Source organism: Lawsonibacter asaccharolyticus (assembly GCF_022453915.1).
GTDB lineage: Bacteria > Bacillota > Clostridia > Oscillospirales > Oscillospiraceae > Lawsonibacter > Lawsonibacter asaccharolyticus.
Window position 1 is genome coordinate 2091563 of sequence record NZ_CP091870.1, and the last position, 22561, is coordinate 2114123.

At 61.1% G+C, this 22561-nt stretch carries 19 protein-coding genes; 13 read left to right on the plus strand and 6 right to left on the minus strand.

The annotated features are described in order from the left end of the window. Nucleotides 1-31 precede the first annotated feature (31 nt). Together L9O85_RS10035 and L9O85_RS10040 are read left to right on the plus strand one after the other, a co-directional pair. Nucleotides 32-5374 carry an S-layer homology domain-containing protein gene (locus tag L9O85_RS10035; RefSeq protein ID WP_301578547.1) on the plus strand — a complete coding sequence of 1781 codons (5343 nt, stop codon included), beginning with the start codon at nt 32-34 and terminating at the stop codon, nt 5372-5374. 323 nt (nt 5375-5697) lie between these two features. Further along, on the plus strand, nt 5698-6153 hold the full coding sequence (locus L9O85_RS10040; protein WP_050623908.1) for a CoA transferase: 456 nt from the start codon (nt 5698-5700) through the stop codon (nt 6151-6153). Nucleotides 6154-6284: 131 nt separating this feature from the next. Here L9O85_RS10040 and L9O85_RS10045 read toward each other — a convergent pair whose 3' ends face one another. Further along, the gene (locus L9O85_RS10045) at nt 6285-6656 is read right to left on the minus strand and encodes a sporulation initiation factor Spo0A C-terminal domain-containing protein (RefSeq protein ID WP_276757155.1); all 372 of its coding nucleotides are present in this window, start codon (nt 6654-6656) and stop codon (nt 6285-6287) included. Then, nucleotides 6643-6909 (minus strand): helix-turn-helix domain-containing protein, encoded by a 267-nt coding sequence (locus tag L9O85_RS10050; protein ID WP_050623906.1) that lies wholly within the window; start codon nt 6907-6909, stop codon nt 6643-6645. Before L9O85_RS10050 ends, L9O85_RS10045 begins: the two co-directional genes overlap by 14 nt. A 216-nt stretch (nt 6910-7125) precedes the next feature. On the opposite strand from L9O85_RS10050, the gene rpoN reads away from it, so the two are divergent. Beyond that, the gene (rpoN, locus tag L9O85_RS10055; RefSeq protein ID WP_301578548.1) at nt 7126-8481 is read left to right on the plus strand and encodes an RNA polymerase factor sigma-54; all 1356 of its coding nucleotides are present in this window, start codon (nt 7126-7128) and stop codon (nt 8479-8481) included. 11 nt (nt 8482-8492) lie between these two features. On the opposite strand, the gene L9O85_RS10060 is transcribed toward rpoN, so the two are convergent. Together L9O85_RS10060 and L9O85_RS10065 are read right to left on the minus strand one after the other, a co-directional pair. Beyond that, nucleotides 8493-9239 carry an SDR family NAD(P)-dependent oxidoreductase gene (locus L9O85_RS10060; protein ID WP_301578549.1) on the minus strand — a complete coding sequence of 249 codons (747 nt, stop codon included), beginning with the start codon at nt 9237-9239 and terminating at the stop codon, nt 8493-8495. A gap of 242 nt (nt 9240-9481) precedes the next feature. After that, complete coding sequence (locus tag L9O85_RS10065) at nt 9482-10408, minus strand: LysR family transcriptional regulator (protein WP_050623903.1); 927 nt, start codon at nt 10406-10408, stop codon at nt 9482-9484. A 254-nt stretch (nt 10409-10662) separates the two neighbouring features. On the opposite strand from L9O85_RS10065, the gene L9O85_RS10070 reads away from it, so the two are divergent. From L9O85_RS10070 to L9O85_RS10115, 10 genes are all read left to right on the plus strand, one after another. After that, nucleotides 10663-11379 (plus strand): DUF5058 family protein, encoded by a 717-nt coding sequence (locus L9O85_RS10070; RefSeq protein WP_276757159.1) that lies wholly within the window; start codon nt 10663-10665, stop codon nt 11377-11379. Between the two features lie 18 nt (nt 11380-11397). After that, nucleotides 11398-12111 (plus strand): hypothetical protein, encoded by a 714-nt coding sequence (locus L9O85_RS10075; protein ID WP_276852747.1) that lies wholly within the window; start codon nt 11398-11400, stop codon nt 12109-12111. A 21-nt stretch (nt 12112-12132) separates the two neighbouring features. Continuing rightward, nucleotides 12133-13296: a M20 metallopeptidase family protein gene (locus tag L9O85_RS10080; RefSeq protein WP_301578550.1), complete on the plus strand. Its 1164-nt coding sequence runs from the start codon at nt 12133-12135 to the stop codon at nt 13294-13296. A gap of 8 nt (nt 13297-13304) precedes the next feature. Continuing rightward, nucleotides 13305-14222 (plus strand): glutaminase A, encoded by a 918-nt coding sequence (gene glsA, locus L9O85_RS10085; RefSeq protein ID WP_301578551.1) that lies wholly within the window; start codon nt 13305-13307, stop codon nt 14220-14222. Between the two features lie 194 nt (nt 14223-14416). Then, complete coding sequence (locus L9O85_RS10090) at nt 14417-14707, plus strand: hypothetical protein (RefSeq protein ID WP_050623898.1); 291 nt, start codon at nt 14417-14419, stop codon at nt 14705-14707. Between the two features lie 53 nt (nt 14708-14760). Next, the gene (locus L9O85_RS10095) at nt 14761-15636 is read left to right on the plus strand and encodes an SH3 domain-containing C40 family peptidase (RefSeq protein WP_050623897.1); all 876 of its coding nucleotides are present in this window, start codon (nt 14761-14763) and stop codon (nt 15634-15636) included. A gap of 147 nt (nt 15637-15783) precedes the next feature. Beyond that, nucleotides 15784-15966: a ferredoxin gene (locus tag L9O85_RS10100; RefSeq protein WP_050623896.1), complete on the plus strand. Its 183-nt coding sequence runs from the start codon at nt 15784-15786 to the stop codon at nt 15964-15966. 463 nt (nt 15967-16429) lie between these two features. Continuing rightward, the gene (locus tag L9O85_RS10105; RefSeq protein WP_301578552.1) at nt 16430-17761 is read left to right on the plus strand and encodes a sodium-dependent transporter; all 1332 of its coding nucleotides are present in this window, start codon (nt 16430-16432) and stop codon (nt 17759-17761) included. Between the two features lie 331 nt (nt 17762-18092). Beyond that, complete coding sequence (locus L9O85_RS10110) at nt 18093-19607, plus strand: DUF1538 domain-containing protein (RefSeq protein WP_301578553.1); 1515 nt, start codon at nt 18093-18095, stop codon at nt 19605-19607. Between the two features lie 40 nt (nt 19608-19647). After that, on the plus strand, nt 19648-20319 hold the full coding sequence (locus L9O85_RS10115) for a P-II family nitrogen regulator (RefSeq protein ID WP_301578554.1): 672 nt from the start codon (nt 19648-19650) through the stop codon (nt 20317-20319). 90 nt (nt 20320-20409) lie between these two features. On the opposite strand, the gene L9O85_RS10120 is transcribed toward L9O85_RS10115, so the two are convergent. Beyond that, nucleotides 20410-21702, minus strand: a complete 1293-nt coding sequence (locus L9O85_RS10120) for a sensor histidine kinase (RefSeq protein ID WP_256183458.1) — start codon at nt 21700-21702, stop codon at nt 20410-20412. A gap of 13 nt (nt 21703-21715) precedes the next feature. Continuing rightward, nucleotides 21716-22432: a LytR/AlgR family response regulator transcription factor gene (locus L9O85_RS10125; RefSeq protein ID WP_242850304.1), complete on the minus strand. Its 717-nt coding sequence runs from the start codon at nt 22430-22432 to the stop codon at nt 21716-21718. Nucleotides 22433-22561: the final 129 nt, after the last annotated feature.

The following is a 22561-nucleotide window of genomic DNA, read 5'->3' on the forward strand; positions in this document are numbered from 1 at the left end:
AATATCAGCTACTAAGGAGGAAAGAAATGACATGAAAAAGCGATTCTTGGCCGTATTGCTGACCCTGTGCATGGTGCTGTCCCTGCTTCCGGTGTCCGCCTTTGCGGCGCCGGGAGGGTCAGAGTATGAGATAGGAGATACGTTTGAAACGACCGACCCCGATCAAAAGCCGCCGGAAAACATTCCGGATGGGACAGAGTGGGTAGGGCCCGACGCTGAGCGGGGAGATCTTACCTGCAAAGAGGAGGAACACGCCCACTCTCTGGACAGCTGCTACAGCCATGACTGTGTACATGAGCACAATGACGACTGCTATCCCACACAGTGGGTGAAGTGTACGAAGGAGGACAATCCGGACCATTATAATAGGCTCGGGTTCCATAAAGACGATACAGGGTGCACGTGGCACTCCTTCAGCATCCTAGATTGGGCATGGGGATACCAAGTAATTGACAAAACCGAAGGCCCCACCGAGTGCAGGCACGAATGTTCTCTCAAAACCGGATGTTACACATTGACCTGCAGCAAGGAAGAGCACCAGCATGGTGATGCCTGCTACCAGTGGGCCTATACCTGGACGCTGGAGGAAAAGACCGATGAGAATGAACGTGGGGACCAGTGGCGCAACTGGTGGCCCGTGTATTGGAGCTTTGACGAATATTATGGATGGGGTAATGAAAAGATCACGGACCCCTCTCTGGTAACGGTGTCCGCCGGGGCGAAGGATGTCACTTATACAAGGAAAGATGTATCCCCTCAGGAGGCCCTGGATGATACGGAGGCGGCCAACGCGGGCCAGCTGATCCGCAGCGGCCTGGACATCCGGGTGGCGGAGGGCTACTATCTCTCCTCCTACCGTCTGGTGTGCGGAAACTATACCGGGTGCGGTGTGGTCGAATATGGTGACGCTGTCACCATTGAGCCGGACGAAAACGGGGATTATTCCGCTGTAACACACGTTTCCATTGACGAAAATGATTTTAATCATTGGCGCAATGTCGGCGGCTTAGGCCGAAACTATCCCACCTCAAAACCTAGTGAAGCCAACTGGAACAACAGCTATCTAGGCGGGAACACCATTTACCCCTTCTATCTGCTGCTGGAGTTAAAGGAAGATGAGAACACCTATCAGATCCAGTATGATTGGGGCGACCAAAGCGGGGCACTGACTGAGTACGATGTTCCTGAAACTCAGACCGGTCTGAAGCGCAATGAGGAAGTCCAAGCCGCCATTCCTTCTGACGAGGCGGTCCAGGCCGCGCTGGCTACGGGCTATGTCTTCGACGGCTGGACCATTTCCGGAACAGGATATGAGGACGGCTCCAAGGTGGACGCAGGCGGAAAGGTCGTCATCCGCGGCAGCGATCTGACCCTGACCGCCAAGTGGGTGGAGGCCGGGACGCCTGAATTTCTGAACAGCATCAAAGTCACCGTGAGCTGCACCAACCAGGCCGCGGGCCATGCAGGTTCTCAGCCGATGACCTTGACGGCAGGGGATTATACCACATCCTCCCGGGTGGTGGACCGCCATCTGGAATATACGGTCACCATTTCCTCTGAGCGCTTCGTGACGGCGTATAATGAGACCACCAGTGCGACTCACACCCCCGCGAAAGATATGGCCACAGTCACTTATGTGTATCACAACGGCTGGAAGCTGAAAAACGGGAGCAAAGAGGCGGTCACGTTCCAGGTGGTCTGTGAGGACCAGTACACGGTGACCGTCAAGTATGTGATGGATGATGCGGAGCAAACGGAGATCCAAACTTCTTATGTCAGCGAAGAGATGTCCAAGGAGTCTCCCTATGATGTGAGCGGCCAGATCCCTGACTCGATCACATATAAAGGTCAGAGCTATGCCAAAGACACGGTGAAGGGGGTGACCTCCGGCACGCTCACCGGCAATGTGGAGATCACGGCGGTTTACAGCCTGGATGAAGTCGGCGGCGAGAATGGCGGCGGCGACGGTGTCCCGGACAAGTACCAGAAGAAAGTGACCTTCCAGGTGGTAAACGGGACCTGGGAGGATGGCACCAGCGCCGCCAAAGTCACCTATGTGACGCTGATGAAGGACGGCAAGTGGGACATGAACGGCAGCGCCTACCTGACAGCCCCCACCGGAATGAAGCCGGACGCTGGCTATGGTGGCACGGACGGAACGCAGGGCGGCTGGGATACCACGCCTCCTGCCACAGTTTCCGGGACCGATGATGTGACGTACACCTATACCTTTGCCAAAAGCACCACCCCCATTGTCCCCGGCAATGTTCTGTATGTCGTGGAGCACTACAAGGCAAACGACGATGGAACTTATCCTGTGTCCGCGACGGAGACGGAGCGCTTCTCCGGGGCGATCGGGGCAGAGGTAACGGCCACCCCCAAAGCGTATGAGGGGTACTGTCTGGACCCTGCGCTCTCCAATACGACCGGTACGCTGACCAAAATTGAGAAGCCGGAAGATATCGTGACGCTGAAGCTGTATTACGCCGTGGACAAAGTCGGCGGCGAAGATGGCGGCGACGGTACCCCGGATCAGTACCAGGCCCAAGTGATCTATCAGGTCGTGGGGGGCACCTGGGCAAACGGAAGCACGGAAATTGAACAGGTCTATCGTTTGTCGGAATATGATGAGACCTCTGACAAATGGGTCGAGGTCAGCCCCGCGCCGACTTTGACGAATATTCCTGACACCACAAAAGTTGAGCCTGATGCAGCGCACATCCTGAGCGGCGCGTGGGATGATGAGTCCCCCGTGGCCGGGGCGGCATTGACGGCGGGGACCAGCACCACCTACACCTACAGACTTACTGCGGCGGCACCCGCCATGACAGTGGAGAAAACAGCTCAGGAGGCATCTGTCCGTGTGGGAGAGCAGATCCACTACACGATCACAGTGCGCAATACCGGCAATGCGCCCCTGACTGATGTGACGATTGAAGACACCCTGTGGAGCGCCGGCACGGTGATCCGGGTAGGGGACATCGATCATACCCTCAGCGACAGCAGCTACACCATCTCCAGCATTGGAGTGGGCGACAAGGTCATCATCACCTATGCCTATACCGCGGCGCAGACAGACGTGGCGGCAGGCGTGACGAATACCGCTGCCGTGACCGCAGATGAGATCGAGGACGCAGTTACAGATACGACTGATCCGGTGCCGGTGACCGCTTACTCCCTGACCTATGACGCCAACGGCGGCCGCATCGCCGGGGAGACCACATTCGTAGTCCCGGACCTGGCCCAGCAGACTGGTTATGAACTGGGGGAAGAAGATGACTACACCGCCCCCACCCATACTGACACCGAGGGTGCAGCGGTCCTCTTCCTGGGCTGGACCACCACCGACAACCATGAGAAGATCTATGACGCGGGCGAACAGCTGCCCACTCTGGTATCCGAAGTCAACATCCCGGCGGTGGCCACGGTCTACGCCGTGTGGGCCTATGACCGGAACGGCGACGGTACCCCCGACGCCCGGCAGATCATGATCCAGCCCGCCGATATCACCATCTACACCGGCGGCAGCAGCTATGAGAGCGTGGTCAACGGCAGCGGAAACGAGATCGGCGCCACCGACAACGGACTGCCCGTGCCAGGCTTCTACATCACCCTGCCCAGTGATTTGAATGCGTGGCTGATCGAACACGCAGATCCCGCCGATGTTGTCACCAATGAAAATGGACAGCAGGTGGTGGACCTGTCCAAATATCTGACCTTTACTTACAACTTCGGCGGAGAACAGCGGATCTGGAAGCTGGAGCGGTACGACAACAATCCCGGCAACACCAGCATGGCCTATGACCGCTACATCTACCGCATCCTGCCCGCTGAGACCCCCAATGGCGAGGTCCCCATCCGCCTCCAGTTCACCGATCAGGACGACCCTGATTCCTTCATGACCAGTGACGACTTTACTGTCCAGGTGAACAGCGTGTTCCGGCAGTATGACATGACCATCTATGCCGGAGATCTGGAGCAGCAGCGGGTCAAGGCCGAGCTTACGGTAGGCGCAGACACGGAGCAGTACAGCGCGGCGGTGGGATCCGGTACGCTGACCATCCGGGGCGTGACTGATCTCGACACCGCCACCACCCCTGTGGTCAATGAGCCCCCCACCAATGAGGTGAACAGCATCACCGCCCATATCCCCGCAGACGCCGCTCTCTACATCAATGAGAGCAGGCTGGAGGTCGCTGATCCTGATGCTGTGCATCTGCTGGTGGACAGCATCGTCCCCGACCAGGGCAATACCCTGCACAACAGCGCGGTGGATGGATTCAACTCCATCACCGAGGACCACAGTGCGGAGCTGCGCTACCTGGACCTGGTGGACACCAGCAACGGCAACGCCTATGTCACCACCGACGGGGAGATCACCCTCTACTGGCCCTACCCCGATGGAACGGATCGGAACAGCGAGTTCCAGCTGGTCCACTATGCGGGCCTGGACCGCAACAGCAACACCGACCTGGAGCAAGGCAACTACACCATGGAGCTCTACTCCACTGAGGACGGCACCCTGGTGGCCACGGATGAAGGCATCCGCTTCACTGTGGACTCCTTCTCCCCCTTCGCCCTGTTCTGGGAGGATGAGGATGACGATGACGACCGGGATGATGACGATGATGACGATGATGACGATGACGACGACGACCGCGGGCACGGCGGCTCCGGCGGAACACCTCAGCTGAACAAGGAGGACCACTTCGCCTACGTCTCCGGCTACCCCGACGGCACCGTCCAGCCCAACGACCCCATCACCCGTGAGGAAGTGGCCACCATCTTCTTCCGCCTGCTCACCGACGCGTCCCGGGCGGACTACATTACCGAGCGGAACCCCTTCCCTGATGTGGAGTCCAGCCGCTGGTCCTTCTACTCCATCACCACCCTGAACAACGGCGGCATCATGACCGGTCGCACCGGCGGCGACTTTGACCCCGGCGCCTACATCACCCGCGCCGAGTTCGCTGTGGTGGCCGCCCAGTTCTCTGACGCCCGGTACTCCGGCCCGGACAAGTTCAGCGATATCTCCGGCCACTGGGCACGGGAGTACATCAACCGCGCCGCCGCTGAGGGCTGGATCGCCGGTTATCCCGACGGCACCTACGACCCCGACCGGAGCATCACCCGCGCTGAGGTCATGGCCCTCATCAATGAGGTGCTGGACCGCGCCCCCGACGCTGATCACATGCTGGACGACATGATCCACTGGCCGGACAACCCGAAGGACGCCTGGTACTATGAAGACGTGCAGGAGGCCACCAACTGCCACACCTACCGCTGGAGCGGCAGTCTGGAGCGGTGGATCCAGATCACTGACATGCGTACCTATGCTGACCTGGTCCGGGACGCCCTGCGCAGCGCACGATAATCCCCTGATTTGGCTGGAGCCCGCCCCGGCGGCTCCTTTCCAGCGCCTCCGGGGCCCTTTCCCCCGCAAAAGACCCGCCGCTGCGAATTTGTCGCAGCGGCGGGCCTTCTATTCTTATTCTAATTTTGCGTAAATCATCAGTCCAGGGTTTTCATTGCGTGGGGATTGAAAAATGCAGTTTCGTCATACGCCATCATGTATCGCAAATCAATCATTTTGAAACGCTGCGTTCTGATCGAAAATTTCCGCTCCGGCGTCATAGACCAGCTGGGAAACTTTTTCGAGGCCAGTGCCCCTGGAAACACCTATCCCAAGAAAAGGTAATGATCAGCGCCGGACAAGCCAGCGCCTGGCCGAAATTCGCCCACATTCTGGGGCATGACGAGTGGATCGACATACCGGAGTTCCAGCGTGTGGAGGACCGCGTCAAAAACCGCGTGCTGCTGGCCCCCATGATTGCGGAGGAGACCTCAAAATTCGAAAAAAACGTGCTTCTGGAGCGGCTGGCAGAGGCCAAAATTGCGGCGGCGCCGGTCATGACAGTGGCCGATGTGGCCAATGACCCCCATTTCAGGGATGAGCGAAGCATGTACACAGAGGTCACCCACCCCCAGCTGGGTCCTGTCAGGATCACGAATCAGGCCGTCAAGATGTCAGAGACGAACCCCTATGTGAGGGGCTGCGCTCCCCTGCTGGGCGAGCACAACGATGAGGTCTACCAGTTCCTCGGCTTTACACCGGAGGAGATCTCCGCATGGCGGGAAAAGGGCGTTATCTGAACTTCCTCTCCCTCCAGATCTCCGCCTGCCCCCGCCCTGGGTCGTGGGACGGCACCGGCCAAAACAGAACAGGCAGCGCGGCACTCCGGGATGCACTCCCGGGTCCGCTCTGCCTCTTTTTGTGTTCCTTTTCAGCTCTGCACCGGTCCCGCCCTCTGCTCGCACAGGAGGCTGTTGGACAGGATGGACAGGAACTGCGCCGCGCAGGGGCGCTGAAGCAGCGGACGGCGGGCCAGTCCCTCCAGCATGGCACGGTTCTGCTCCCACACCACGGTGATCACGGTTCGGATGTTCCGCTCCACCGCCTTCCAGTTTGTCCCATACCGCTTCGCCACATCCGGATAGAGCCATTTGGTGACCAGCAGGAGCCGGTCCTGCTGCTGGACACAGAGCAGCACTGCATAGGCGGTGTAGGAGAACCCCCTGTAATTTGCCGTGGCGCCCAGCCGGCACAGCATGTCACATACCTCCGCCGTCCCGATCTCCGTTCTATACTGTCCCATTTTGGTCCGCCTGCTCCACTGTCTGACGAAATTTCTGTATCAGCTCCTCCACCCCGGGACTTTCCAAGAAGAGCAGGAAGAACATCAGAGACGGTGCGGACAGGCAGTAGCGCTCCTTTTCCAGATCCGCATAGGAACGTGGCTCGATGCGCAGGCGTTCCGACATCTCTTCCTTAGACATGCCCCGCTGTTCCCGTGTCTCGGCCATGTACCCATTCAGAAACTTTTTGACCAGCTTGGTATATGCATGCATTTCATTTCCCTCCAAATTTCGACAATACTGTAAGCAGAATCCTACCATCATTGGATGCATACTTCCATGAGGTGCACCTCATTCAGATAAAAAAGAATAAAAATATTCTTAATTTTATATGGTGTATGCTTCTGTACGGTCCCGTCATGCCTTATGCCTATCTTGTTTCCCCTCGGCATATTTGCTATAATAGCTCTGAAAAAGGAGGCGTCCCTTATGGAACTGGTCCAACGGCAGACTCAACAGCTCACCCAGCAGACGCTCCAGAGCCTCGCGCTCCTTCAGATGAGCACAGTGGAATTGGAGGCTTATGTTCAGGAGCTCGCCCAGGAGAACCCTATCATCGATCTGGAGCCGCCCCGCTCCGAGCAGGAAGTTCCCCGGGATCAGGAGCTCTTCCGCCGTGTGAAGTGGCTGGAGGACAGCGACCGTCAAAATCGCTATTACCAGCGCTTGGACGCCGAGGAATTGGACCCGCTGGCCCAGGTGGGGACGGATGGCGGTCTGGAGGAATCCCTCTCCAATTTTCTCTTCCGCCAGATCCAGCAGCTCGATCTGGATGAGTCTGCCAAGCAGCTTCTGTGCTACCTGTCCGCCTGTCTGGACGAGGATGGGTATTTCCGCATCCCACTGGACGAGCTCTCCCGGACTTCTGGCATCTCCCAAAGGCGGCTCGCCCGCACTCTGGAGCTACTGCGCTCCCTGGAACCCGCAGGTGTGGGGGCTTCCTCCCTCTCCCAGTGTCTGGAGCTTCAGTTGCTCCGCATCCATGAGGAGGGCCCCGCCCTTGCCATTGTTCGGGACTGCCTGGAGGAGCTGGCCAAAAAACATTATCATGCCATCTCCGCCCGCCTCTCCATCTCTCAGGAGGAGGTCCGGTCCGCCGAACGGCTGATCCGAGAGCTGAATCCCCGTCCCGGTTCCATCTTCGCGCTCCCCAGCGAGATCTCCTATATTCAGCCGGATATTTTGATCGAAGAGATAGACGGACATTTCACTGCCCGCCTGCGGAACAGTGACCGTCCCTACTTCCAGATCAACTCCTATTACCGCAGTCTCCTGACCCAGTCCGATGACGCCCAGGTGCGGGAATATCTTACCTTGAAGCTCCGCCAGGCCGAAAACGTGCTCTGGGCCATTGGTCAGCGGGAGACCACGCTTCTCCGGTGTGCCCAGGCTATCGCCGGCCGCCAGCAGGACTTCTTCCGATCGGGGCCCAGCGCCCTGCGGCCCCTGCGCCTGTCCGACATCGCCCAAGAGCTGGAGATCCATGAATCCACGGTCAGCCGCGCCATTCGGGACAAATATGTCCAGTGTCCCCGGGGGGTCTTTCCCCTCCGTCATTTTCTCTCCCGCCGGGCCGCCGGGGAGAGCGGTGCCGAGGTCGGCAGCTGTGCCGCCAAGGAACTGCTCCGCCGCCTGATTCGGGAGGAGGACAGCACCAAGCCTCTCTCCGACCAGAAGCTATGCACCCTACTGACGGAGCAGGGCTGCCCCATCTCCCGCCGTACCGTGGCCAAATACCGCGAGGAGCTGAACATCCCCAGTGCCTCTGGGAGAAAGCGGCCGTAGCCCGGCACTGTTCAGGCCCGGGCCAGTCCGTCCACCCGGAGGACCACGCCGGTGATATAGGATGCCTGCTCCGAGGCCAGGAACACGAAGGCCTCCGCGACCTCCCCCGGCTGCCCCACACGCCCCAGGGGGATCTGGGCCTCCAGAGGAGCCAGCACCTCCCGCGGCACTGCCCGCAGCATGTCCGTCTCGATGATGCCCGGGGCCACCGCATTGACCCGTATCCCCTTCGGCGCCAGCTCCCGGGCCAGGGACAGGGTGAAGCCGTTGACTGCGAACTTGGAGACCGGATAGGCGACGCCGGCGGGCTGTCCATAGAAGCTCACTATGGAGGAGGTGTTCAAGATCACGCCTCTGCCCTGCCTCTCCATCCAGGGCACCGCCCCACGGGCACAGTGGAACATTCCCTTTACGTTCAGGTCCATCACCCGGTCAAAGAGCTCCCCGGTGTACGCCCCAAAGGGCGTGCTCTCTGAGACCCCCGCGTTGTTGACCAGGATGTCGATCCGCCCATGCTCCGCCCCGATCCGGTCAAAGGCCGTCCGGACCTGCTCCGGGTCCTCCAGGCTGGGCCAGATGCCCCATACCCGGGCCTCCGGCAGCTCCGCCTTCAGCTGGGATACCGCCCGCTCCGCCGTCTCGCTCCGGCTGGCGCACAGCACCACTTCCGCCCCCTCCTTCAGGAAGGCTCTCACCACCGCATATCCGATCCCCCGGCTCCCGCCGGTCACCACCGCGATCTGATCCTTCAGTTTCATGGCCCTCTTCCCCTTTCTTCTGTACGTTCCAATTCCGTTTTGTGTGCCCGGGGAAACGCTTCCCCTGCCGTTCCAGCCCCCTACGGGATGAGAACTCACCAACGAATCGGGACTTTTGGTATCATGCCCCCTATGCCCCCCTTTCATCCCTTCCTGGACGCAAGAGGAGCGGCGCGCTTCCCCCACAGGAAGTGCGCCGCTCCTCTCTTCAATAATATCTGATCCGGGCACCGATCTGGCCCTCACGCCTCGAACTCCCGCTGCACCTCCCCTTCAATCTTCTCCAGCAGTGCCTGCTCTTCCAGGCTGAGCCGGACGTCCGCCCGGGTCAGGAAGCCATATTCATAGTCCATGGACGCGGGCCGGATGGGCACCGCCGCCAGCTCATTCCGCGCCATGATCTTGGAGTGGATGTGACAGGAGATCATCACCAGGTGGTCCATGGACTCCAGCATATCCAGGTTGCCCGCCCGGCCCACGCCGTGGCAGATCCCTTTGGCCGGGGGCAGCGGGGAGCGCTCCGGCTGAAAATGCACCCCTATGGGGTCGAAATAGGTCACATTCAGCATCAAAAGGGCCTCATCGTACCGGATGGACGGCGGGACCGTCTCCGGGTGGTAGAGGCTGCTGGTCCGGCGGACCACCCCGTAGGCCGGGCTCTGGGCCAGGGGGTGGTAGCGCAGGTTCCGCCGGGCAAAGTAGGCGAAAAGCTCTTCCCGCATCTCTGTTCCAAAGGTGAGAAAGGCGGCCAGGGATGCCCCCTTTCCCACCCGGTCAAAGAGCTCCCGGCAATCATAGTACTCCTCACACTGGATGGACCAGTCCGGCAGGCCCCGGGCCGTCTCCAGCACCGTGTTGACAAACAGGGAGGAGGGGACACAGGCAAAGTGGACCCGGCGCCGGCTCTCCTGACGGCACTCCCGCGCCAGGTCGGAAAGCCGGTCCAGCAGCGTCTCCGCCTCCGTCAGGAACCGCTCCCCCTGGGGCGTCAGGCTCATACCCTGTCTGGTACGGAGGAACAGGGGAAAGCCCAGGGACTGCTCCAGCTCCCCGATGGCCCGGCTCAAGTTGGGCTGGGCCAGGTACAGGGCCCGGGCCGCCTGGGTCACAGAGCCATAGCGAACTACGGCTAAGGCGTATTGCAGGTATTTCAGATCCAGTTCTTCCAATGCGATCCCCTCCCGGCTCTCTCTTTTCCGGCTCCCGATCTTTGTGTGTATTTTCCGTCCCCTCAGGCAGAAGCGCCAGGCTCCCCTTGTCCCGGAGACACAAAACGAGATCATGTCGTTAAATTATATCATTTTTGATATGGAAAGCAAATGCATTTTATATTTTTCAAGCCGGCTCCGCCATGATAGTATAATTTACAACAAAACAGCTGTATTTGGAAAAAAATCTGGCTATCTGCCAAGGGAGGAACACCATGGGTTATTTTGATGTGGCAAATTCCCCGCTCCTCTACGTCCTGGTCGCCGCCGGGGTCCTGTATATCGTGGGGCTGTCCGCCGTCTTTCTGCGCAAGTCCTGGAGGCGGTGTCTGGAGCTTGGGATCTCCAAGGAAAAGCTGAGCGCCGTGGCCCGCAGCTCGGCGGTCTTCACCATCGTCCCCTCTGTCTCCATCGTCATCGGGCTGTTCACCCTGTCCACTGTACTGGGCATCCCATGGCCCTGGTATCGGCTGTCGGTGGTGGGCTCGGTGAGCTATGAGCTGATGGCGGCAGACATGGTGGCCGACGGCATGGGCTACGGCTCCGTAGGCGAGATGGCCGCCCAGGCCGACCACACCGTCTTCGGCGCGGTCATGTTCGTAATGAGCATCTGCATCCTGGCCGGCATCATCATCAACATCTTCGCGGTGGAAAAGATCCAGACTGGGATGAGCACCCTGAAGAAAAAGCGGGGCGACTGGGGCACCATCGTCAACTCCTGCTTCTTCCTGGGGATCGTGGCCGCCTTCACGCCGCTGATCTTCGCCTCCGGAACAGTTTACGCCCTGACCTTCCTCATCAGCATGGGAGTGGCGGCCCTGTGCGCTTTGTGCATGAGGCGCTTTCATCTCAAGTGGCTGGGGAGCTTCATCATGTCCATCTCTCTGATCGTCAGCATGGCCGCGTCCGTCCTGCTGGAACAGATATTTTAAAAGGAGGCTCGTTCTCACATGAAGCAGTCTGACAGCTACGACCGCTCCATCCACCGCACGGGCCGGCTGGGCAGCATCCTGGCCATCGCCTGGATGCTGGGCATCCCTGCGGTGATGTGCACCGTCTATCACATGTTCCCTTCCATCCCGGACCTGCTGCTGTTCGGCAGCGGCCTGCTGGCCCTGTATGTCCCCACCGCCATCTCAGAGGTCATCACCTACGTCCCCATGCTGGGCTCCGCCTCTTACATCACCTTCATCACCGGGAACATCTCCAACCTGAAGCTCCCCTGCGCCCTGAACGCCCTGGAGATGGCGGATGTGGAGCAGAATACCGACGCCGGAGACGCGGTGGCCACGGTGGCGGTGGCCGTCTCCTCTATCGTGACCACCGTTATCATCGTACTGGGCGTCCTCCTTCTGGTCCCTCTCCAGCCCATTCTGGAGAGCGAGCCGGTGAAGATCGCCGGAAGCTATATGCTCCCGGCGCTTTATGGGTGCCTGTTCCTCAGCCAGATGACCAGCAAGGCGGGCGGCACTGTCATCAAGGGCAAGCTCAAGGCCGCCGTCCTCCCCGGCGTACTGGTCTTTCTGATCCACGTGTTCGTCACACCAGTCAACCGCGGCATCGCCATCCTGGCCTGCATCCCCCTGTGCATCCTGTGCGCCTGGGTGCTGTACCGGATGGGGCAGATCCGGGTGGTCCATCTTCCCCAGGGTGGGGACCGGTGACCGGAAAGGAGAGTACATCGTATGAATTATCTTCAGAGCGCTCAGGCGCTGTATGAACAGATGGTCCGGGACCGCCGGCACCTCCACCAGCATCCCGAGGTGGGGATGGACCTGCCCGAGACCTGTTCCTATGTCATGGCACGGCTGACCGAGATGGGCTATCAGCCCCGGCGGCTGGGAGGGGGCGTCACCGCCACCGTGACCGGAAAGCCCGACGGGAAGGTGTTCCTGCTCCGGGCCGATATGGACGCTCTGCCCATGCGTGAGGAGAGCGGGCTCCCCTTCGCCTCTCAGCGCAGCTGTGCCCACACCTGCGGCCACGACATGCACACCGCCATGCTGCTGGGGGCGGCCCAGCTGCTCCGGGACCGGGCAGCAGAGCTCAACGGCACTGTCAAGTTCATGTTCCAGCCCGGCGAGGAGGTCCTGTCAGGGGCCAGATCCATGATTGAGGCCGGCATCCTGGAAAATCCCCATGTGGATGCGGCCATGGGTGCCCACATGATCCCCATGATTCCAGCGGGCCTGGGCGGCTACGGCACCGGCGTGGTCTCCGCCTCCAGTGACCACCTGGTCATCCGGGTGGAGGGCCGCGGAGGCCACGGCGCCCATCCCCAGTCCACCGTGGACCCTATCAACATCGGCGTCCACATCCATCTGGCGCTCCAGGAGCTGCTGAGCCGGGAGGCGGACCCCGCTGAGCTGGTGGTCCTCACCTTCGGGAAGTTCCAGGGGGGAGACGCGGCCAACATTATCCCCTCCTCTGCGGTGCTGGAGGGCACCCTGCGCACCTTCAGCGAGCCGCTGCGCACCCACCTGCTGGAACGGATCGACACCATCTGCACCTGCACAGCGGAGGCCTTCCGGGGCAGAGCCCAAGTCACCGATCTCTGCTCCACCTGCTCCCTCCAGATCGACGGGGATACTGCCGCCGCCGTCGCCCAGGGGTGGCAGCGGGAGGGACTGAAAATGCTCCAGCGGGGTGAGAAAATGAGCGGTTCCGAGGACTTCGCCGAGATCGCCGCCCGCGTCCCCTCCACCTTCTTCGTGGTGGGAGGCGGCACCGCCCAGGACGGCTGCGGTGTCAGCCTCCACAATCCCAAGATCCGCTTCCGGGAGGAGGCGCTCATCTACGGTGCCGCCGCCTACGCCTCCGGCGCAGCCATGTGGCTGGAGCTGCACTGAGGGACGTCATGGACGCGCTGCTGGAAAAGCTGGTGGAGGAAAATCGCCCCTTCACCCGGGAGGGCCGGGTGGCTGGCTACATCCCGGAGCTGGCCAAGGCGGACCGGGACGAGTTGGGCATCTGCGTGGTGTCCAGCGACGGACGTATCAGCTCCGCGGGGGAGTACAGGCGGACCTTCACCATTCAAAGCATCATCAAGCCCATCCTGCTCCTCCTGGCGCTGATGGACAACGGGGAGGACACGGTCCGCGCCCGGGTGGGAGTGGAGGCCACAGGCAAACCCTTTGACGCCATCAACTATACGGACCAGGCCCTGCTCAGCGAGCATCTCAATCCCATGGTCAACATGGGAGCCATCCTGCTGTGCACCCTGATCCACGGGACGAGCTATTCCCAGCGGCTGGAGCGGCTGCTGGAGCTGACCCGCCGGCTGGCTGGAGATCCCAGCCTGTCGGTGGACGAGGCGGTCTACCGCTCGGAAAAACAGACCGGCAGCCGTAACCGGGCCATGGCCTTTCTGCTGGAGAGCTGCGGACTGCTTCATGACGACCCGGAGGAGGTGCTGGACTGTTATTTCCGGGCCTGCTCCATCAGGGTGGACTGCCGGGACCTGGCCCATATCGCCTGCACCTTCGCCGGCCGGGGCCGCCGCTCCCCCTCCGGCGAGCGGCTGTTCCCCGTCCGATATGCCCACTATGTCAACGCCGTGCTGATGACCTGCGGCATGTACAACGGCTCGGGGGACTTCGCCGTCAAAGTGGGACTGCCAGCCAAAAGCGGCGTGGGGGGCGGCATCATGGCGGTCTCCCCTGCCCGTATGGGCATCGGCATCTATTCCCCCGGGCTGGACGAAAAGGGAAACAGTCTGGCTGGCATCCGGCTGCTGGAACAGCTGGGCCGCCGGCTCAGCCTGAGCATATTCTGACCCCGCATCTCCGCCATTCAGGCGAAAAACGGTCTCCAGAGGCAGCTCCGGAGGCCGTTTTTCCTCTTTCCATCCCCTCTGCCGCCGTCTTTCCTCCATTTCCCAGAAAAAAATTAGATGAGAGTATTTGACAAAGGGTTTCAAATGTGTTACAATTCGGTTACAACATTAAAATTTCCTTAAGGAGGCAGACCATGGCGTCTGAAAAGATCCCTCTTTCCTATAAGGGCCATCCCCTGCGCCGGAAAGACAACCTCATCTACTACGGCACGATGGCCGAAAAGTACATCATCATGCTCCAGATCCTGGACACTAAGAAGGTTGACGATCTGGATGTGGCCACAAAGGTGGCCGTTCAGCTCCAGTTGACCGATCCCGACCTGAAGAGCCGGGACCGGGTGGTCAAAAAGACAGAGAAGGACAGCTTATACACCGCAATGGACGTGGCCACGGTCTGGCTGGACCGGGCACTGAGCACGAAGTAAAGAGCCGCCCGCGCTCCAGAAACAGAGATATGACGATCAGGAGGACTTCCGCCATGCACTTTTCTCAGTCTTTTGCTGCCAAGCTGACCGCCGGCCTGCTGGCTGTCACCGGTATGATCGCTCCGGCTTTTGCTGTGTCCGGCACAGTGGACGCCGAGGGCGGTCTTCGTCTGCGCAACGCTTCCAGCACCGACGCCGCCGTTCTGGAGACCATCCCCGACGGCTCCCAGATTGAGGTGTCTGGTATTACCGAAAGCGGCTGGTACCAGGTCTCCTTCCAGGATACTCAGGGCTATGTCTCCACCGATTATGTAGTGCTGTCTGAGACTGTAGAGCTGCCCACTGTGGCGGAGCCCGTCTACGGCAAGGTCACGGAGGGCCCCTTGAATGTCCGCTCCGCCCCCAGCACCGACAGTGAGAAGGTGGACTCCTTCTCTACTGGCAAGGTCCTCACCATTCTGGAGACCCTGGACGGCTGGTACAAGGTGGAAGAGGGCTATGTGTCCGCGGACTATGTGACCATTATCGACGCGGCCGAGGCCGCCTCTTCCGGCTCCGCCTCCGAGGTGGTGGATCTGGCCATGCAGTATCTGGGCTATCCCTACTGTTACGGCGGCTCCTCCCCCAGCGGTTTTGACTGCTCCGGCTTTGTCCGCTATGTCTACTCTCAGTTTGGCTGCTCCCTCAACCGCACTGCTTCCGCTCAGATGAGCAACGGCACCTCCGTCTCTATGAGTGAGCTCCAGCCCGGCGATCTGGTCTTCTTCCTGAAGTCGGGCAGCGGTGCCAGCCGTGCCTCCCACGTGGGCATCTACATCGGCGGGGGCCAGTTCATCCACGCCTCCACCTCCAGCACCGGCGTCATCATCAGCGACATGGACAGTGCCTACTACACCACCGGCTTCGTGGGCGGCCGCCGGATCCTCTGATTTTCTTCCCCTACGTTATACCGGACAGGCAGACCCTGCGGGGCCTGCCTGTCCTTTTTCTGTTTGTGTATTTTTTCTGCTTTTCGGGCATACTGTGCTCAGATACGCCCCGCGGCATCCGCTGGCCGGGGAGGAAAGGAGCACATCATGAACGCTACTGTCAATTCCAACTGCATCGGCTGTGGTCTGTGCGTCAGCATCTGTCCGGAGGTCTTTGAGATCGGAGACGACGGACTGGCTCAGCCCATTCAGGAGGTCACTGAGACCCTGGAGAAGACCGCCTCTCAGGCCAGGGAATCCTGCCCTGTCAATGCCATCGACCTGGAGTGAGCACTTCCGCCCCCTTTCCCTCCGGCAGCGGTCCTTCCGCCGTCCGGAGGGCTCTGTTGTATGCTCGCCTTGTTGTATCTTTCATAACGGCCACGGCTGCCAATTCTTCCGGCGGCCGTGGCTATTTTTGTTCCCCGCATCTGTGGCGTGGGATGCTGTTTCTCGACAGTCAGTATATGCTGGTACCCCGGCGGCGGGTGTAGATAGGACAAGTATAGGGCGAGGTCCCACCCACACGACGTATCCCCTTGGAGACATCTTACAGCCGGAGTCTGGGGAAAATTTTCCTCCCTGCGGCAGCCCAGCGCCTCTGCAGTGGTGAGAAAACGAACGTGACCAGGTTTTCTTTGCCTTTTTTCCAAGCGTGTGCTATAATTAAAAAAGTGTTACCCGGCATGGCCCGCATGGCCCCTGCCGGTTTTCTCGTGTTCCGGTGGTATTTTTTGAAAAGGGGCGTCTTTCCATGGAAAAACACAGCGCTGTCCGCGACTCCTGGGGGTCTAAATGGGGGTTCATCCTGGCCTGCATCGGCTCTGCGGTGGGGATGGGCAACATCTGGCTCTTCCCCGCCCGTGTCTCCCAGTACGGCGGGGCCACCTTTCTCATCCCGTACCTCATTTTTGTGGTCATCATCGGCTCTACCGGGGTAATCGGGGAGATGGCCTTTGGACGGGCCACCCGCTCCGGCCCCATCGGTGCCTTCGGCTATGCCACCAAGCTACGCTTCGGCCATGAGCGGCCCGGCCGCCTGCTGGGCCTGATCCCGGTGCTGGGCTCCCTGGCCTTGGCGATCGGCTACTCGGTCGTCACCGGCTGGATCTTCAAGTACACCGCCGACGCTCTCACCGGCACCCTGTCCCGCATGTCCGGCCTGGACGCTTTCGCCGCCCACTTCAATGCCACTGCTGCTGGAAATGTTCCCTGGCAGCTCGTCGGCATGGCGGTGACCATCGCCATTCTGGCTTTCGGCATTGGCCGTGGGATCGAACTGGCCAACAAGGTCATGACCCCCCTGTTCTATGTCCTCTTCGTCGGGCTGGCCATCTATCTGTTCACCCTGCCCGCTTCCGGAGCGGGCTATCAGTACATCTTCGTCCTGGACCCCAAGGGGCTGCTGGACCCAGTGGTGTGGATCTATGCCCTGGGGCAGGCCTTCTTTTCCCTTTCGGTAGCGGGAAACGGCACCCTGATCTACGGCTCCTACCTCAGCCGCAGCTCCAATGTTCCCTCTGACGCCAGGATGGTGGCCGTCTTTGACACTGTGGCCGCTCTGCTGGCTGCCCTGGTCATCATCCCCGCCATGGCGGTGGCCGGCCAGCAGCTGGACCAGAGCGGCCCCGGCCTCATGTTCATCTATCTGCCCAACGTGCTCAGCACCATCCCCGGCGGCTGGCTGATCCTGATCCTTTTCTTTGCTGCGGTGATCTTCGCGGCCCTCACTTCTCTGGTCAACCTGTTCGAGGCGCCTACCGCCACTCTCCAGGAGCTGTTCCACCTGAAGCGCCCCGCCGCCGCAGCCATCACCGGGGGAGCAGGCATCCTGGTTGGGCTGGTCATCGTCCCCATCGTGGACCCCTGGATGAACATTTGCTCCATCTACATCTGTCCCCTGGGTGCGCTGCTGGCGGCGGTCATGTTCTTCTGGATCTGCGGCAGGCAGTTCGTGGAGGAGCAGGTGAACCTGGCCCGGACCAGGCCCTTGGGCCCCTGGTTCTATCCCCTGGGAAAGTACCTGTTCTGCGGGGTCACCCTGGCAGTGCTCATTCTGGGCTCCGTGATGGGCGGCATCGGCTGACTGCTGCATCCCTCTCCACTGTTCCGGTAACGGCCGGACCCGTTAGAACGGGTCCGGCCGTTTTCTGCCTATTTTGCCCCAAACATTAAGATTGTATTAAGATATCTCCCTTTTTGGTTGAGCCAGCCGCAAAACCATGGTAAACTGTTATCAAAGCGCATAAAATAATTTATATTTTTGCTCAGTTCCACTTTGTACCCCTGGGCCGAAATTTCCCCTTTCTGCTCCCGGCCCCACAGGGAGATTGGCGCCCACAAAGGAATTGGGACGATATTCTCTATCGAGGTGATGATTTTTGCTCCGGGAACATATGCAAAATTGGAGGGATCAGATGGGCCAGAGCAAGACCATCCTTCTGGAAAAGCTGCGGGAGGCCCTCTCCTCCGTACTCCCCATCGTGCTGATCGTTTTGGTCCTGTGCTTTTCCATCGCTCCCATCCCCACCGCCACCCTAATGACTTTCCTCATCGGGGCGGTGCTGCTGATCGGTGGGATGGGGCTGTTCACTCTGGGGGCCGATCAGGCCATGACCCCCATTGGCGAGCGGGTAGGCGCGGCCATGACCCGCTCCCGCAAGCTGTGGATCGTGGTGTCGGTAAGCTTCCTCATTGGAGTCATCGTCACCGTGTCCGAGCCCGACCTCCAGGTCCTGGCCACCCAGGTCCCCGGCGTGCCCAACCCGGTGCTCATCGGGGCGGTGGCCGTAGGGGTGGGGATCTTCCTTGTCATCGCCCTGCTGCGCATCCTGTTCCGGGTCCCCCTGAACCGTCTCTTGGTGGGCTTCTATCTGGTCGTGTTCACCCTTGCCGCCCTTATCCCCGGGGACTTTCTCGCCATCGCCTTTGACTCTGGAGGCGTCACCACCGGCCCCATGACCGTCCCCTTCATCATGGCCCTGGGCCTGGGCGTCTCCTCCATCCGCAGCGACGCCGACGCCTCTCAGGACAGCTTCGGCCTGGTGGCTCTGTGCTCCATCGGCCCCATCCTGGCCGTGATGGTCCTCTCCCTGCTCTACCCCGCCTCTGGGGCCTACACCCCTGTCTCCATCCCAGAGGTTCCGGACAGCCGTGCCCTCTGGAAGCTGTTTGAGGAGGGGCTCCCCGAGTACATCGCAGAGGTGGCCCTGTGTCTGGCCCCCATCGCCGCCTTTTTTGTCGTGTTTCAGGTGGTATCCCTGAAATTAAAAAAGAAAAAGGTCTTGAAAATCGTAGTCGGTATTTTATATACTTATATTGGGCTGGTACTGTTCCTCACCGGCGTCAATGTAGGCTTCATGCCCGCCGGCAACTATCTGGGCTATCAGATCGCCACCCTGCCCTATCGCTGGGTCCTGATCCCAATCGGCATGCTGATGGGCTGGTTCATCGTCCAGGCGGAGCCGGCGGTCCACGTGCTCAACAAGCAGGTGGAGGAGATCACCTCCGGTGCCATCCCCGGCCGGGCCATGAGCACCAGTCTGTCCATCGGCGTGGCGATGTCGATTGGACTGTCCATGGTGCGGGTGCTCACCGGGATCTCCATCTTCTGGCTGCTGATCCCCGGCTACCTGGCCGCTATCATCATGTCCTTTTTCACGCCGAAGATCTTCACCGCCATTGCCTTCGACTCCGGCGGCGTAGCCTCCGGCCCTATGACCGCCACCTTTCTGCTCCCCTTCGCCATGGGAGCCTGCGACGCCATCGGCGGAAGCATCATCACCGACGCCTTCGGCGTGGTGGCCATGGTGGCCATGACGCCGCTGATCACCATCCAGATGCTGGGACTGCTCTATCAGTACCGCCTGAAGAAGAATGGCACCAGCGGAGAGCAGACCGCCCCGGCGGATGATGACATCATCGAGCTCTGAGGGCGCTGCCGCCCCCACGACGCGAGGAGGAGTGACCGCTATGAGCGGATTGGATCTTATCATCACCATCACTGACCGGTCCAAGTGTGAGTCGTTTATCAACTGGTTCCGCGGCCGTGACATCCCGCTGGTTCTCACCGCGCTGGGACAGGGGACCGCCACCACGGAGATCCTGGACTGTCTCGGGCTGGAGGCCTCGGAAAAATCGGTCCTGTTCTGCCTTGCCCCCCATTCCCGGTGTATGGTGCGCAGGGCGGCCCGGGACCTGTGGCTGGACGTGCCGGGCAACGGCGTACTGATGACGGTGCCCGTGTCCAGCATCGGCGGCACGTCCGTCAAGGAATATCTGACCCAGAATCAGGAGGGGGAGGAACCCATGGAGAGAGAGATCGCCCATGAGCTGATCTTGGTGATCGCCAATCAGGGGCATACAGACCAGGTCATGGAGGCCGCCCGCGGCGCGGGCGCCACTGGCGGGACCACCATCCACGCCAAGGGGACCGGTATGGAACTGGCCAAAAAGTTTTTCGGCGTCTCTATCGCCTCTGAGCGGGAGTTGGTCTTTATCCTGACCCGCTCCCAGGACAAGAAGAACATCATGAAGGCCATCATGGCCCAGGCCGGCATCCAGACGCCCGCCCAGGCTATGGTCTTCTCCGTTCCGGTGAGCGACATCGCCGGCCTGCGTCATTTGGACCAAGCAGAGTCCTGAACCGAACCAGACAAATAGCAAGCCCTCCGGCGCCGCGGCGCCGGGGGGCTTGCTCTGTCCCCGCCTTCTGTCTCCGCTGTCCCCAGAGGCTCAGTTTCCCCCATCCAGGGGCAGGCAGACCGTCAGCTGGAAGCGCCCGCCCTCCGCCTTTGCCTCCAGGGAGCCGCCCCGGCGGCGGGCGATCTCTTCCATCCCCGCCAGGCCAAAGCCGTGGGCCTCCCGCTCCCCCTTCGTTGTCACAAAGGCTCCGTCCGGTCCCCGCTTTACGGGACGTCCCAAGGCATTCTCCACCCGCAGCATCAGCAGCCCCTTGTCCGCCCGGGCCCTCAGCCGCACCGTCCGGTCCTCCGCCCCCGCTGCCCCCTCGATGGCGTTATCCAGGGCATTTCCCAGCAGGGCACACAGCTCCGGCGCCGGGATATCCATCTGCTCAGGCAGGCTGACCTGAAATTCCCCCGTCAGCCCCGCCTCCTCCAGGGCGGCGGCCTTGGAGGCAAGGACCACATCCACGGTCTCATTACCGCAGAAGCGCCTGTGTCCGGTGAGGGCTGGGGAACCGCCCAGCTGCCGCAGATACCGCTCCGCCTCCTCCCAGCTGCCCCGCTCCAGCAGACCCAGCAGGGCGGACAGGTGGTTGCGCATGTCATGGCGCAGGGCGCGCACCTGGGCCTGCTCCTGCCGGAGCCCCTGGTAGTACACCTCCCGCAGTCCGGCCAGCCGGTTCTCCTCCTCCAACTCCTCGTGCCGGGAGAGCACGGCCAGGGCTGCCAGCAGGGCCAGGGCAGACAGGGAGGCAAAGGGCAGGATGGTATAGGCGATCCCCTCCACGAAGTGATCCACCAGCTCGTCTCCCACCATTCCCGTCCCCCATAGGGAGAAGGACAGGGTGGCCATCAGGGGGGCCAGCGTCAGCCCGCCCAGCAGCTTCCACAGGCGGGAGGACAGGCGCACAGGTCTCCGCACCAGCTTCCAGATCACCGGCACCAGCACCGCCCAGCATACCAGCTTCACCAGATTGCTCCCCACCCTCTCCCCGTTGTGCGACACACTGTTGATCGCCTGTTTGAGCACTGTATCCGCCATCATCCCAATGGGGACCAGCAGCGTATAAAAGATGCCTCCAGCCACCAGCCGGGCCTGAGGGCGTCCCCCGCCGCACAGGAGGAATACCGTCAGGAAGGGGAGGAACAGAAGGATGGGGTTGTGGTCCCCCACCCAGGCGGGCAGCCCCAGGGTGAACCCAAGCAGCAGATACAGCGCCCCCCGGCGCGGCCAGCTCCGGCACGGCCCCAGCACCCGCTCCACTGTCGAGCCCATGGCTGCGCCTCCCAGCAAGAGCGGCCCCCATTGCAGCAGCTCCTTCCATACAGGCAGAACGATCATTCCCATTCCCTCCCTACTCCAGCGCCGCCCGTGTCAAGGCAAGCAGCGCCTCCCGCTGGCAGGAGCGGCTGATGGGCAGGATCTCCTCCCCTACCCACACCTCGCTCCCTGTCACCCGGTCCACCGCCCCCGCCCGGACCAGATACCGCTGGTGGATGCGGACGAACTCCGCCCCCAGCTGGGCAGCCACCTGGTCCAGCTTCCCGTAAAAAATATAGGCACGCCTGGGGGTGACGCAGGTCACCTGCCTCCGGTCTGAGCGGAAGTACAGGATGGCGTCCCGCCGGATGCGGTAGAACACCTCCCCGCTGCGGCAGAAGAAGAGCTCCTCCTCCTGCCGCTGAAGGGCGGTCAGCGCTCGGGTGAGGACCTTCTCCAGTTCCTCCGCCCCGGCGGGCTTGAGCAGGTATCCCAGGGCTCCCACCTCATAGCCGTCAAACACATAGTCACTGTACCCTGTGACAAATACCAGCTGGAGGCTCTGGTCTGCCTCCCGCAGGGCCCTGGCCGTATCCATGCCGTTGGTCCCCTCCATCTCGATGTCCAGGAACACCAGATCCAGCTCCCCCGCATGCCGGTCCATCCAGCCCAGCAGCGCATCTCCGGAGGAGAACTCCAGCAGCCGCGCCGGCGCGGACCGCCCCTCCAGCGCCCGCTCCAGCAGCACCCGCAGCTGGAAGCGGGATTCCCGTGCGTCGTCGCAGATCCCGATCTGAAGCAAACCGTCCACCTCCCATGGCCTTGTGCCGCGCCTCCCCGCCGGGGCGGCCCCTGTTTTCCCGGAATTTTTCTCCCTCTCAGTGTACAGAGAGTATGATACCACATTTCTGCTTCCCTTCCAAACCAAGTTTGACAGCAG